The sequence below is a fragment of the Sphingopyxis sp. genome (assembly GCF_050916055.1).
GTDB lineage: Bacteria > Pseudomonadota > Alphaproteobacteria > Sphingomonadales > Sphingomonadaceae > Sphingopyxis.
This window is the reverse complement of record NZ_CP051527.1, coordinates 59221-72278: the sequence shown is the minus strand read 5'-3', so window position 1 is coordinate 72278 and position 13058 is coordinate 59221. Positions and strand designations below refer to the sequence as shown.

Below are 13058 nucleotides of genomic sequence, written 5' to 3'. Positions count from 1 at the left end.
CCACGCTGCCGGATTTTGACGCCTTGTTAAACAAGCGCCCCTACTGCCGGGCGCCATGAAGGGACCGATCATCTCCATTTTGGCGCTAACGTCCGCCATTCCGCTCGCCGCCGCATGGGCCGCCGCGCCCGCGGCGATGCAGGTTCAGGTGGTCGATGAGCGCGGCATGCCGGTGCGCGACGCGGTCGTCGAACTCGATCCGAATGGCGGCTGGCGCGGCGGCGCGATCCGCTTTCCCGGGCGCGCCGCGATGGCGCAAAAGAATGTCGCCTTCGTCCCCGGCACGATCATCGTTGGCAAAGGCACCAATGTCGCCTTCCCCAACCTCGATACCGTGCGCCACAGCGTCTACAGCTTTTCCAAGGCGGCGCGCTTCGAAATCGATCTCTACGGCCGCGACCAGACCCGCTCGCACAGCTTTCCCGTCGCCGGCACCGTCGCGCTCGGCTGCAACATCCACGATCAGATGCGCGGCTATGTCCGTGTCGTCGACACCCCCTATGCCGGCAAGACCGACCAGAACGGCATCGTCCGCCTGTCGGGCATGGCGCCCGGCGCCTTCCAGCTGACCGTCTGGCATGCCCGCGCCCGCACGCCCGGCGGCGAGGTGCGGCGCGCGGTGACGGTCGGCGCCGGCCAGGGCGCACAAAAGATCGCCCTGAAACTGCGATGAAACGCAAGGCCCCCTTCTCCGCCAGGCTGCGGTTCGGTTCGCTCAAGCTGCGGATCGCGGTCGTCTATGCGGCGCTGTTCGCGACGATCCTCGCGGCGGTGCTGCTGATCGCGGGGAACGGCATCGCGCGCTTCGGCGAAACCAGCGCCTCGCGCGACCTCGCCGCCAACGCCCGCGTCTTCGACGAAATCATCGAACTGCGCGCCAAGCAGATGCGCGGCGCCGCCGACGTGCTGTCGCGCGACTTCGGGTTCCGCGAAGCGGTGGCGACCGACGACCAAGCCACGCTCGAAAGCGCGCTCGTCAGCCTGCGCCAGCGTTCGCGCAGCGACGCCGCCTTCGTCGTCGGCCTCGACGGCAGCATGACCGGATCGTCGGCGGCCGCGCTGCCGCCGGTCGAACAGCTGTGGGACGCGCTCGATGGCGGGCGCGAACGCGGCATCATCCGCATCGGCGACAAGCTCGCGCTCGCCGCGGCCTCGCCGATCGAAGTGCCCGACACGATCGGCTGGCTCGTCCTCGCCCAGCCGCTCGACGCCGCCGAGATGGACCGGCTGAGCCGCCTCGCCGCGGTCGACATCCACGCCCGCGTCCTGCGCGCCTCGCAGTTGCCCGCCGCGCTCGCCCGCGCGCCGCTCGGCGAGATCACCGAAACCGGCGACGGCGAGCGCGTCCTTCACCATGTCACCGCGCTGCCCGCGCTGCAGGACGGCGTCCGCCCCCGCCTCGTCCTCGACCATTCGCTCAGCAAGGCGCTCGGCGAATATTCGGGGCTGCAATGGCTGCTCGCCGCGCTCGCCGCAGCCGGCCTGACCCTCGTCGTCGTGATGAGCTGGCGCGTCGCGCGCACGATCACCCGCCCGCTCAGCGCGCTCGACACCGCAACGCGGCTGATCGGCGAGGGCAAGGATGCCAAGGTCGAGGTCACCTCGGACGACGAGATCGGCCGCCTCGGCGCCAGCTTCAACGCGATGGTCGCCGCGATCGCCGAGCGCGAGCGCCAGATCACCCATGTCGCGCTGCACGACGGCCTCACCAACCTGCCGAACCGCAAATTGTTCGTCGAACAGCTCGACAATGCGCTCGCGCGCCGCCGCGACAGCGACCGGCTGATGGTCGTCTATGTCGACCTCGACGATTTCAAGGTCGTCAACGACACCCTCGGCCATCCCGCCGGCGACGCGCTGCTGCGCGACGTCGCGGTGCATCTGCAGGCGGTGCTCGACGGCGCCGTCGTCGCGCGGCTCGGCGGCGACGAGTTCGCGATCCTGATCGGCGACCTGCCCGCCGACGCCAATCTCGCCGCGCTCGCCGACAAGCTGCAAAGCTGTTTCGACCGCTCGATCATGATCGACGGCAACCAGGCCGACGCCTCGGCCAGCATGGGCATCGCGGTCGCGCCGTCCGACGGCGCCGACGGCATCACCCTGATGAAGAACGCCGACCTCGCGCTCTACCGCGCCAAGCGCGACGGCAAGTCGACCTATCATTTCTTCGAACAGTCGCTCGACGAACAGGCGCGGCACCGCCGCCAGATGGAACTCGACCTGCGCCTCGCGATCCGCGACGGCGGCTTCGAACTCTATTTCCAGCCGCTCTACAGCCTCCAGGAAGAGAAATTGAAGGCGTTCGAGGCGCTGATCCGCTGGCCGCACCCCGAACGCGGCATGATCAGCCCCGCCGACTTCATCCCGCTCGCCGAAGAGACCGGACTGATCCTGCCGATCGGCGAGTGGGTGATCCGCGAGGCGTGCCGCCAGGCGGCGTCATGGCCCGGCGATCTGTCGGTGGCGGTCAACATCTCGCCCAAACAGTTCGTCAGCCAGGGCCTCGCCGCGACCGTGCTGTCGGCGCTGTCCAGCTCGGGCCTGCCCGCCAGCCGCCTCGAGCTCGAGATTACCGAAAGCATCTTCATCGCCAACGTCGAACGCACCCTCGAATCGCTGCACAGCCTGCGCGCGCTCGGCGTCCGCATCGCGCTCGACGATTTCGGCACCGGCTATTCCTCGCTCAGCTACCTGCGCTCCTTCCCGTTCGACAAGCTCAAGATCGACCAGAGCTTCGTGCGCGATCTGGCCGCGGGCGGTAACGCCAACGCGGTGATCCGCGCGATCACCACGCTGGCCGACGCACTCGGCATGGAAACGCTGGCCGAGGGGGTCGAGGATGCCGCGCAATGCCAGATCCTGCGCCAGGAAGGCTGCGGCCAGATCCAGGGTTACCTGCTCAGCCGCCCGATCGACGCCCGCGCCGTCCACGGCTTCATCGCCGGCATGACCGACGACGGCGTCAGCGAAGAACGTCTGCGCGCCTGAGCGGCGAGCGCGCGCCGCGCCGCGCCGCCGCCCTCCCGCTCGCGATCATCCCCCGCCCGCCGCCTTCGCCTTGCGCGCCTGCCGCGACGACGGCGGCTTCTCCACCGCCGCGACCCCGTTCGCGGGCGGCGACAGCGGCACCACCGGTACCGGCTCGCCGCGCGCTTCGGCCGCCTCGATCCATTCGCGATAGCCCTCGGGAATGTCCGCCCCGGCTGCGACCCAGTCGGCTTCGCCCGCGATCCGCAGCACCGGGTCATCGTCGGCCGGCCCATCGCCCGGCTGCAACGGTCCGTAATAGGGCAGGTCCTGCTCGCCCAGCCGGACCAGCGGCACCCCCGGATCGTCGAGCTGCAACGCCACCGCTTCGATCCCGCCCTCGCTCACCGCCGCATCGATCGCCCGCTGCCGCTCGGCCAGCGCCAGCAGCGCCGCGCCGATCTCGGCCTCCGCCTGCGCGTCGAGCGCCGTCCCCTCGAACCCTTCGAGCAACGCCGCAGCCTCGTCTTTCCCCGCGACCCCATCACCGCCACCGTTCGTCCCCAGCGCAGCCGAGGGACCGTGGATCACCGTCCGCACCGTCGTCGTCGAAGCCTCGGCAATGCTCCCTGATCCGTTCGAATCACCCCCTTTTGATCCGCTCGTGTCGAGCGAAGTCGAGACACCCCGCCTCCCAACACCACCCCCCGAAGCCCCACCCACCACCCCCGCGCTCGCCCGCGTCGAAAAATAGTTGATCGTCGTGCGCTTGCCGCCCGCATCCTGCCCATAATGACGCAGGCAAAACATCAACAGCGCGTCATTATGCTTGCGCCGAAACCCCATCAGCTTGCCCGCGACAAAGACGGGTACCAGATAGCCGTCGATCGCGCGTTCGAACGCGATATCCTTCAGCCGCGCTACCCCGAAATCGAGCGCCGCCTCCCACGCCCGCCGAAAGCTCTCCGCCCCCGCCGCGCGCCGCAGCGTATAGCAATTCGCCTGCGCCATATTGACCATCGCGGCGGCGCGGCTGACCGACCCGGTATCGGCGAGCGCCGCGATAAACGCCTTCTGCCGCTCGGGCGTCCACCCGTCGTGCCGATATTTGCGCGGCACCGGCGTAAAGTCGGAAAGCGGCGGCCGAGCCTCCGCCGCGATCGGTGTCCGGTTCTGCATGATGTGTCCTCCTGTTAGCCAAACCGGACAGGATATGACGTGGGGGAGGAATGTAGGAAAGGGGTTTGTTTATGTTTTGTTCTAACCTTCGCACAACTTGCTGTCACCGTTTACCTTTTCATCTCCACGTGGCAGACTGATACCCAACCAACATAAAGCTGCGGCACATCCACAAATAAGGCACTCAAATGCACTGTTTCCTATCCCACAGTAGCTCCGACAAGAAACAATACGTGTCTATTCTCGCTAACAAATTTGGCGATCGGGCCATCTATGACGAATTCACTTTCGAAGCCGGAATGAAAACCCTTGATGAGATCATGAGAGGGCTCGATCGAACCGATCTATTTGTTCTCCTTATTTCGGATGCAGCCCTAGAATCTGAATGGGTAAAAGAAGAAATAATTACTAGCAAGAAATTGCTTGATAACGGGAAAATGAAGCAAGTCCTTCCTATCATTATTGATCGATCTATAAACTATAAAGACCCTCGCATCCCAGATTGGCTGCGAGACAATTACAACCTACGGGTAGTGCCGCGTCCGAATGCTGCATATCGCATAATTAATTCGGCATTTAGTAGGTTATCGATTGATAGTAATCCGAAATCACTTCGCTCTAAAAGGCTTTTCGTTGGTCGGAACGACCAATTGAAAGGGTTTGAAGCTAGAATGGACGACTACGAAAAGACCCTTCCTTGTGCTATTATTGCTTCCGGTCTCCGCGATATTGGGAGAAAAAAATACCTTCTCCATGCCCTCAGGAAAGCAAACAAACTCGACGACCATCATCATCCTATCGTAATTACAGTTCGATACGAGGATGGGATCGACGGCTTCACAAGTAAAATCCTTGATCTGGGTTTTTCATCAGAATTTGACTCGTCATTGAATCTTGGCTCTTTAAGCCTCGAAGAAAAGATCGAAATTTTGGAGAAGCTCGCTCTTGAGCTGAGCAATCAGAACGAAATCCTGATGATTGATGACTGGCGTTGTATCGTTCAGTTTGGCGGAACTTATGCAGAGTGGTTTCTAGAGCTATGCAAGAGGCTACCCAAGAATCGTATTTACTTCTGCATTGCGGCGGCTTCCAGCCCTCAAGCAGCCCTCTATCGCAAAAGAGAGGAAATATATCATATCAGGGTTCCCGAATTAAATGAATCAGAGCGATTAGGCCTTCTTGTCCGATACCTGAGGGACGTTGAGGGCCTTGATGATGTGAATACTTCCGACCTAAGCTTCCTCCGTAACGTTTTGAATGGCTACCCGGAGCAGGCGATTTACGCCGGTGAGATCATCAAGGAAGAGGGCATAAGAGGCGCAGTCGAGAGGTCGAGCGAAATTGTTGATTTTGCGCGACTTAAGGCTAGCATTTACGTCGAGGGATATCGCGACGATACCGATAAGTTTGACCTCTTGGTATTTCTTAGCTGGTTCGAGTTCGTTTCTTTAGATTTTATATTTAAGATCGGCGAGGAATTAGATGTAGACTTCTCTCCTTCGCTGAATGAATTCATAGAAAATGGGATTTGCCAAGGCATTGGAACATTGGGCGAATACGTGCGGTTGAACGACGTTATCCGGGACTATGTCGCTCGTGGTAGTATCAGCATACCCGCTCGATTTTCAAAGGCGATAGAAAGCGTTTCTCGCGAAATATTGAGTTCCGAAGACACCGCTGACGATTTTGACTACTCCGAAAAGGCTGTGGCAATCAGAATGGCCCTGCTGGAAGGGCGCAATGTTCCCGAGAACATGCTCATACCAGCCCACTTCCTCAATGCGATTTCTCAAAACTATAAAAACAAGAGATATGGCAACGTTATAGAGTTGGCAGAACGCGTTCTTGATAAGCCGAACTACGAGGAATACGTCAGAAATCAGATACGACATTTTTATTGTATGGCTCTCGCCAGAAGAAGAGGCCCTAGATTTCTTTCTGAAGTACAGAAAATCAAGGGCGAGGAGCATAACTATGTTTTGGGATTTTATTACAGAAAGACGGGGCGATATAACGATGCCATACCGAGATTCGAGTCTGCGATGCAGGATCGTCGATGGGAAGAAAACTCCAAGCGTGAACTCGTACTGATATTCAATATTACAGAAGAATACGATCGAGCTTTCAATCTCGCTAAAGAAAGCTACTATGATTTCCCATCAAATCCTATAAGTGTACTTGCGTATTTTGAGGTTCTTCTTAATAAATACAAAATATCCCAGAGCAAAGATGCGAGTCTAGCGCAGGAAATGAATACGACCTTGAAATCGATCTCGCGCATTTCAAGCGAAAAAGGTCGGGAGGTCGAGGCCTGTATGCGAGCGAGATATTCTTACTACGTAGACCAAGATGAAGCTGGAGCATTGGATACAATCAACGACGCTATCGAGCTCTACCAGCGCTCGCAGTACACGCTGCTTGCTAAGATGGAGCTAGGCATCTCCTTGCGCTCGGCCGATGTTATCGATGAGGCATTGATACTGTTTCGCGCTAGGCGGTTTGACGAGCACGGAGCAGCTGAACAGATTAAGGCAGAGCTGTTTTTGCTCGCTTTGAGCGGATCTCCGTCCGAAGCGATTGGACGGGTAGATAGAGAGCTCCGCTTCGTTAACCCAGCCGCGAGAGAGAGATTCAAGCAACGGCTGAGCAGCCTTTAGGAGGCCTCCCCGAAGGTGCCTTTAGATTCTCCAAAGGCGCAAGGGTGAGGCTCTATTATGCGTTACTCCACTTAAGAAGGTTGCTCCCTCTTCGCGCCTGATCACAGGCCGATCACTGACACAAAATTCGGTCAGGCAAATCCAAAATCGGAAGATTCAACAGTGACCGAAACAAAAGGGCGCCTAACTCTGATCGGTCATTTGCCAACATTGGAAACTTCCCGCCACTCCCCCACTGCCAACTCCCCAATCTCCCACGCCCCGATCCGCCACCTGACCAGCCGCAGCGTCGGATAGCCGACCGCGGCGGTCATGCGGCGGACCTGGCGGTTGCGGCCTTCGGTGATCGTCAGTTCGATCCATGAGTCGGGCACGCTCTTGCGGTATCGCACCGGCGGTTCGCGATCCCACAGCTGGGGCGGGTCGATTAGGCACACGGTCGCGGGGCGGGTCATGCCGTCGTTGAGCATCACCCCGGCACGCAGCCGGTCGAGGCTCGCGGCGTCGGGCTCGCCCTCGACCTGCGCCAGATAGGTTTTGGGCGTCTTGTGCTTCGGCGAGGAAATGCGCGCCTGCAGCGCGCCGTCGTCGGTCAGGATCAGCAGGCCCTCACTATCGCGATCGAGCCGCCCCGCCGGATAGACCCCGGGCACGTCGATATAGTCGGACAGCGTCGCGCGCGGGCCGTCAGCGGTGGCGGCCATGCTCTTGTCGGTGAATTGCGACAGCACGCCATAGGGTTTGTTGAACAGGATCAGGCGGGGCAAGCAGCGGTCCTCATCTATCGGGGCCCCACTGTAACCGTTCGTGTCGAGCGAAGTCGAGACACGCTTGGAACGCGCATGCCTTCGCGTGTCTCGACTTCGCTCGACACGAACGGAAAGGGAAGAGCGAACCGAAAGGGCGCGCAAAACGGAAAGGGAAGCGCGAGCGGCAAAAGAGACCGCCCAAAGAAAAACCGGCGGCCTTTGGGGGCCGCCGGTCCGTATCTTACGCCGCTTCCTTCTTGCGGCTCGCCTTCTTCCGCTCGTGCGGGTCGAGCAGCGCCTTGCGGATGCGGATGTTCTTCGGGGTCACTTCGACCATCTCGTCGTCGTCGATATAGGCGATCGCCTGTTCCAGCGTCATGCGCTTCGGCGGGGTCAGGCGGATCGCGTCGTCCTTGCCGGTCGAACGGAAGTTCGTCAGCTGCTTCGACTTCATCGGGTTGACTTCCAGGTCGTCGGGCTTGGCATTCTCGCCGATGACCATGCCCTCGTACAGCGCCTCGCCCGGCGACACAAACAGGATGCCGCGCTCTTCGAGCGGGCCGAGCGCGTAGGCGACCGCTTCGCCATTGCCGTTGCTGATCAGCACGCCGTTCTGGCGGCCCGCGATCTGGCCCTTGTGCGGGCCGTATTTTTCGAACAACCGGTTCATGATCCCGGTGCCGCGCGTGTCGGACAGGAATTCGCCGTGATAGCCGATCAGGCCGCGCGACGGGCCGCTGAAGGTGATGCGCGTCTTGCCGCCGCCCGACGGACGCATGTCGGTCAGGTCGGCCTTGCGGATCTGCATCTTCTCGACAACCGTGCCGCTATGTTCGTCGTCGACGTCGATGACGACGGTTTCATAGGGTTCGGTGCGCTTGCCGGCCTCGTCCTCGCCATACAGCACGCGCGGGCGGCTGATCCCGAGTTCGAAACCTTCGCGGCGCATCGTTTCGATCAGCACGCCGAGCTGAAGCTCGCCGCGGCCGGCGACTTCGAAGCTGTCCTTGTCAGCGCTTTCGGTGATGCGGATCGCGACATTGGTTTCGGCTTCGCGGAACAGGCGGTCGCGGATCATGCGGCTCGTCACCTTGCTGCCCTCGCGACCCGCCATCGGCGAATCGTTGACCGCAAAGCGCATCGACAGCGTCGGCGGGTCGATCGGCTGCGCGGCGATCGGCTCGCTCACGCTGGTGTCGGCGATGGTGTTGGCGACGGTTGCCTGCGCCAGGCCCGCGATCGCGACGATGTCGCCCGCGCGCGCTTCCTCGACGGGAACGCGCTCGAGCCCGCGGAACGCCAGCAGCTTCGACGCGCGGCCGGTCTCGATGATCTTGCCGTCCATGTCGATCGCGTGGATCGGCTGGTTGACCTTGATCGTCCCCGACTGGACGCGCCCGGTCAGGATGCGGCCGATAAAGTTATCGCGGTCGAGCAGGGTGGCGAGGAAGGTGAACGGACCGTCCTCGGGCAGGCCCGGTTCGGGCACATGGCTGACGATCGTCTTGAACAGCGGCTCCAGCGTGCCCTCGCGCGCTTCGGGGCTTTCCGAGGCATAACCACCGCGGCCCGAGGCATAAAGGATCGGGAAGTCGAGCTGTTCGTCATTGGCTTCGAGGGTCAGGAACAGTTCGAACACTTCGTCGAGCACTTCGGCGGCGCGCGCGTCGCTGCGGTCGATCTTGTTGACGACGACGATCGGCTTGAGGCCGAGCGCGAGCGCTTTGCCGGTGACGAACTTGGTCTGCGGCATCGGCCCTTCGGCGGCATCGACGAGCAGGATGACGCCATCGACCATGCTCAGGATGCGCTCGACCTCGCCGCCGAAATCGGCGTGGCCCGGGGTATCGACGATGTTGATGCGCGTCAGGTCGGCGCCCTCGCCCCATTCGACGCTGGTGCACTTCGCGAGGATCGTGATCCCGCGTTCCTTTTCCAGATCGTTCGAATCCATCGCGCGTTCTTCGACGCGCTGGTTGTCGCGGAAGGTGCCCGACTGGCGGAACAGCTGGTCGACCAGGGTGGTTTTTCCATGATCGACGTGGGCGATAATGGCGATATTGCGCAGAGACATGCGGAAACGGGCCTTGATGGGAGGGGGCAGCGCGCTGAGCACTGCGAAACGCCGCGCCCCTAACAGAAGCGGTGCTGCGGCGCAACAAAATTGCCTATCTTCGCGCATATCGCCCTTTTTGCCTCTCACAAGTTTCAATAATTATTGAAACTTCAGAAATGAAGGCGTATGGCGCGGGCATGGATCTGTCCCCCGCCCCCGACTCGCGCGCCGTTTCTCCAGCGGCGTCCCCGTCCCCGCCGTTTCGGCTCTCCCCGCTCGCGCAGGCGTTCGTCCTGCACTTCGGCGAGATGGGGAGCCGCTGGGGGATCAACCGCACCGTCGGGCAGATTTACGCGATGCTGTTCCTCGCCGACGCGCCGCGCCATGCCGAGGAGATCAGCGAGGCGCTGAGCCTGTCGCGCGGCAGCGTGTCGATGGGGCTGAAGGAACTGGCGAGCTGGAACCTGGTCCAGCTCCGCCACGTCCCCGGCGACCGCCGCGATTATTATGAGACCCCGCGCGACGTGTGGGCGATCTTCCGCACCCTGGTCGAGGAGCGCAAGAAGCGTGAAATCGACCCAACGCTGACGACGCTGCGCACGCTGCTCATGGAGCCCGCGACCGACGCGTCGGACCGCTTCGCGCAGGAACGCATCGCCGCGATGCACGAACAGATCGAACTGCTCACCGACTGGTATGCCGAAATGCGGCGGCTCGACAACGAGCGGCTGCTCCAACTGCTGCGGCTCGGCGAGCGGGTCGTGAAGGCGCTCGAGTTCAAGGACCGGATGCTGGGGCGGAGCAGAGGTGTCTCGACTTCGCTCGACACGAACGGATGATGGGGAAGGACGCAGACCATGGACGCGATTGACCCGCTGATCCTCGCGCGCATCCAGTTTGCGGCGAACATCAGTTTCCACATCCTGTTCCCGACGATCACGATCGCCCTCGGCTGGGCGCTGCTCGGCTTCAAGCTCGCGTATAACCGCACCAAGGACGAGGCGTGGATGGACGCCTACCGCCTGTGGGTGAAAGTTTTTGCCTTGAGCTTTGCGATGGGGGTCGTGTCGGGCATCACGATGAGCTTCCAGTTCGGGACCAACTGGCCGGGCTATATGGAAAAGGTCGGCAATGTCGCGGGGCCGTTGCTCGCCTATGAGGTGCTGACGGCCTTTTTCCTCGAGGCGGTGTTCCTGGGCATCATGCTGTTCGGGTTCAGCCGGGTGCCGAACTGGGTCCACACGATGGCGACGCTGCTGGTCGCGGGCGGCACGACGCTGTCGGCGTTCTGGATCATCGTGCTCAACAGCTGGATGCAGACCCCGGTGGGGTATGAAATCCGCGACGGCGTCGTCCATGCGACCGACTGGTGGGCGATCGTCTTCAACCCGTCGATGCCGTACCGGCTGACCCACATGCTGATCGCCTCGGCGCTGACCGTCGCGTTTCTGATCGCCGGGATGTCGGCGTGGCGCTGGCTGAAGGACGGCGGCGGCGAAGGGGTGCGGCGGACGCTGAAGGCCGCGGTTTATGCCGCGGCGCTGCTGATCCCGGTGCAGATTTTCGTCGGCGACCTGCACGGGCTCAACACGCTGGAGCATCAGCCGCAAAAGATCGCCGCGATGGAAGCGAACTGGGAAACGCGCAGCCATGTGCCGCTGGTGCTGTTCGCGATCCCCGACGAAGCGGACCGCACCAACCATCTGGAAATCGCCGTCCCGTCGGGCGCCAGCCTGATCCTGAAGCATGAGGCGGCGGGCGTCGTCCCCGGCCTCGACGATTATCAGGGCAATCATCCGCCGGTGGCGCCGCTGTTCTGGGGATTCCGGATCATGGTCGGCATCGGCATGGCCATGCTCGCGCTGTCGTGGTTCGCGGCGTGGAAGATCCGCCGCCGCGGCGTCGATGCGATGCCGCGCTGGCTGGGGCACGCGCTGGTCGCGATGACCTTCAGCGGCTGGGCGGCGACGCTCGCCGGCTGGTACGTCACCGAAATCGGCCGCCAGCCGTGGCTCGTCACCGGGGTGCTCAAGACCGCCGACGCGGTCGGCCCGGTCGGCAGCACGATGGTGGCGGGATCGCTGACGCTGTACCTCGCGGTCTATGCGGTGCTGCTCGCCGCCTATGTCGCGGTGCTCTACCGCCTCGCGCGGCTCGGCAAGGCGGCGCGCGACGGCAAGCCGATGTTCCCGGTGCCCGCCGCCGAAGGCCCCGCCGCCCCGCAGGAGCGCCCGGCATGACCCCGTTCATCGATCCCTGGTGGCTGCCCGTCATCTTCGCCGGGCTGATGGGGCTGTCGATCCTGCTCTACGTCATCCTCGACGGTTACGATCTGGGGGTCGGCATGCTGACGCGGCTGGAGAGGGACGAGAATCGCGACCTGATGGTCGCCTCGATCGGACCGTTCTGGGACGCCAACGAGACGTGGCTGGTGCTCGGCATCGGATTGCTGCTCGTCGCCTTCCCGATCGCGCACGGACTTATCCTGACCCAGCTCTACCTGCCCGTCGTGCTGATGCTCGTCGCGCTGATCCTGCGCGGGGTCAGTTTCGAATTTCGCGCCAAGGCGGCGCCCGAGCACAAGCATCGCTGGGACCACGCCTTTTTCGCCGGGTCGCTGCTCACCGCGCTCTGCCAGGGCTATATGCTCGGCGCCTATGTGCTCGGCTTCGACCAGAGCCTCGCCGCCGTCCTGTTCTGCCTGCTCGCCGCGCTCGGCCTCGTCGCGGGCTATGTCTTCGTCGGCGCCTGCTGGCTGATCTACAAGGTCGAGGGCGAATTGCAGAAGCGCGCGGTGCGCTGGGCGGAGGTCAGCCTGTGGGCCACGGCGCTCGCGATGGCGATCATCTCGATCGCCACCCCGCTGCTGTCGGAGCGCATCTTCGACCGCTGGTTCCGCCTGCCCGAAATCATCGCGCTGCTGCCGATCCCGATCGCCGCCACGACTTTGTTCATCGGCCTCGCGATCTTCCTGCGCCGCCCGCTGCGCGAGCGCGACGCCCTGTCATGGGTGCCGCTGGCGACCGCGGGCATCCTCTTCGCACTAGGGTTCGTCGGCATCGCCTACAGCTTCTACCCCTATCTGATCGCCGACCGGCTCGACATCTGGCAGGCCGCGGCCAGCCCCGAGGCGCTGAGCATCATCCTGATCGGCGCGCTGTTCGTGCTGCCGGTAATTTTGGGGTATTCGATCCTGTCGCACTGGATCTTCCGGGGGAAGGCGACGCATTTGAGTTATGAGTGACTAGCCACCGATGTGGGGTGGATTCCAGACAATCCCCCTCCCTTTCAGGGAGGGGTTAGGGGTGGGTTGTGAGCGATAGCGAGCGGCGGTGCGAATGCCGCCGTTGGCGGCTGCCCACCCCCAGCCCCTCCCTAAAAGGGAGGGGAGCAGCAATGTCCACTTCTCGTCGCTTCCAGTCACTCTACCGCCGCGACCCGACCAAATTC

9 protein-coding genes are annotated in these 13058 nt (G+C 62.5%); 6 read left to right on the top strand and 3 right to left on the bottom strand.

Annotation, left to right across the window (positions count from 1 at the left end):
• Positions 1-55: 55 nt before the first annotated feature.
• Positions 56-673 (top strand): methylamine utilization protein, encoded by a 618-nt coding sequence (locus HEQ22_RS00355; protein ID WP_432769225.1) that lies wholly within the window; start codon positions 56-58, stop codon positions 671-673.
• A complete protein-coding gene (locus tag HEQ22_RS00350; RefSeq protein ID WP_432769224.1) occupies positions 670-2988 on the top strand; it encodes a putative bifunctional diguanylate cyclase/phosphodiesterase in 2319 nt (772 codons plus the stop codon). The genes HEQ22_RS00355 and HEQ22_RS00350 overlap by 4 nt, the downstream gene beginning before the upstream one ends.
• Positions 2989-3033: 45 nt before the next feature.
• Here the strand turns inward: HEQ22_RS00350 and HEQ22_RS00345 are convergent, their stop codons facing one another.
• A complete protein-coding gene (locus tag HEQ22_RS00345; RefSeq protein WP_432769223.1) occupies positions 3034-4146 on the bottom strand; it encodes a hypothetical protein in 1113 nt (370 codons plus the stop codon).
• A 233-nt stretch (positions 4147-4379) separates the two neighbouring features.
• Here HEQ22_RS00345 and HEQ22_RS00340 point away from each other — a divergent pair, with 233 nt between their 5' ends.
• Complete coding sequence (locus HEQ22_RS00340) at positions 4380-6803, top strand: TIR domain-containing protein (protein WP_432769222.1); 2424 nt, start codon at positions 4380-4382, stop codon at positions 6801-6803.
• A gap of 197 nt (positions 6804-7000) precedes the next feature.
• Here the strand turns inward: HEQ22_RS00340 and HEQ22_RS00335 are convergent, their stop codons facing one another.
• Positions 7001-7570, bottom strand: a complete 570-nt coding sequence (locus HEQ22_RS00335; protein ID WP_432769221.1) for an rRNA large subunit pseudouridine synthase E — start codon at positions 7568-7570, stop codon at positions 7001-7003.
• 223 nt (positions 7571-7793) lie between these two features.
• A complete protein-coding gene (gene typA, locus HEQ22_RS00330; RefSeq protein WP_432769220.1) occupies positions 7794-9626 on the bottom strand; it encodes a translational GTPase TypA in 1833 nt (610 codons plus the stop codon).
• Positions 9627-9805: 179 nt separating this feature from the next.
• On the opposite strand from typA, the gene HEQ22_RS00325 reads away from it, so the two are divergent.
• The 3 genes from HEQ22_RS00325 to HEQ22_RS00315 are packed head-to-tail and all read left to right on the top strand — an operon-like array spanning position 9806 to position 12852.
• Entirely contained in the window at positions 9806-10447 is a 642-nt protein-coding gene (locus HEQ22_RS00325) for a GbsR/MarR family transcriptional regulator (RefSeq protein ID WP_432769219.1), read from the top strand.
• An 18-nt stretch (positions 10448-10465) separates the two neighbouring features.
• Positions 10466-11848 (top strand): cytochrome ubiquinol oxidase subunit I, encoded by a 1383-nt coding sequence (locus HEQ22_RS00320; protein WP_432769218.1) that lies wholly within the window; start codon positions 10466-10468, stop codon positions 11846-11848.
• The gene (locus HEQ22_RS00315; protein ID WP_432769217.1) at positions 11845-12852 is read left to right on the top strand and encodes a cytochrome d ubiquinol oxidase subunit II; all 1008 of its coding nucleotides are present in this window, start codon (positions 11845-11847) and stop codon (positions 12850-12852) included. Before HEQ22_RS00320 ends, HEQ22_RS00315 begins: the two co-directional genes overlap by 4 nt.
• Positions 12853-13058 lie beyond the last annotated feature (206 nt).

What these genes read in the sequence shown, in the direction of transcription:
- HEQ22_RS00350 (WP_432769224.1), top strand. Translation starts at nt 670, where the DNA reads ATGAAACGCAAGGCCCCCTTCTCCGCCAGGCTGCGGTTCGGTTCGCTC.
- typA (WP_432769220.1), bottom strand. Translation starts at nt 9,626, where the DNA reads ATGTCTCTGCGCAATATCGCCATTATCGCCCACGTCGATCATGGAAAA.
- HEQ22_RS00320 (WP_432769218.1), top strand. Translation starts at nt 10,466, where the DNA reads ATGGACGCGATTGACCCGCTGATCCTCGCGCGCATCCAGTTTGCGGCG.
- HEQ22_RS00325 (WP_432769219.1), top strand. Translation starts at nt 9,806, where the DNA reads ATGGATCTGTCCCCCGCCCCCGACTCGCGCGCCGTTTCTCCAGCGGCG.
- HEQ22_RS00355 (WP_432769225.1), top strand. Translation starts at nt 56, where the DNA reads ATGAAGGGACCGATCATCTCCATTTTGGCGCTAACGTCCGCCATTCCG.
- HEQ22_RS00345 (WP_432769223.1), bottom strand. Translation starts at nt 4,146, where the DNA reads ATGCAGAACCGGACACCGATCGCGGCGGAGGCTCGGCCGCCGCTTTCC.
- HEQ22_RS00315 (WP_432769217.1), top strand. Translation starts at nt 11,845, where the DNA reads ATGACCCCGTTCATCGATCCCTGGTGGCTGCCCGTCATCTTCGCCGGG.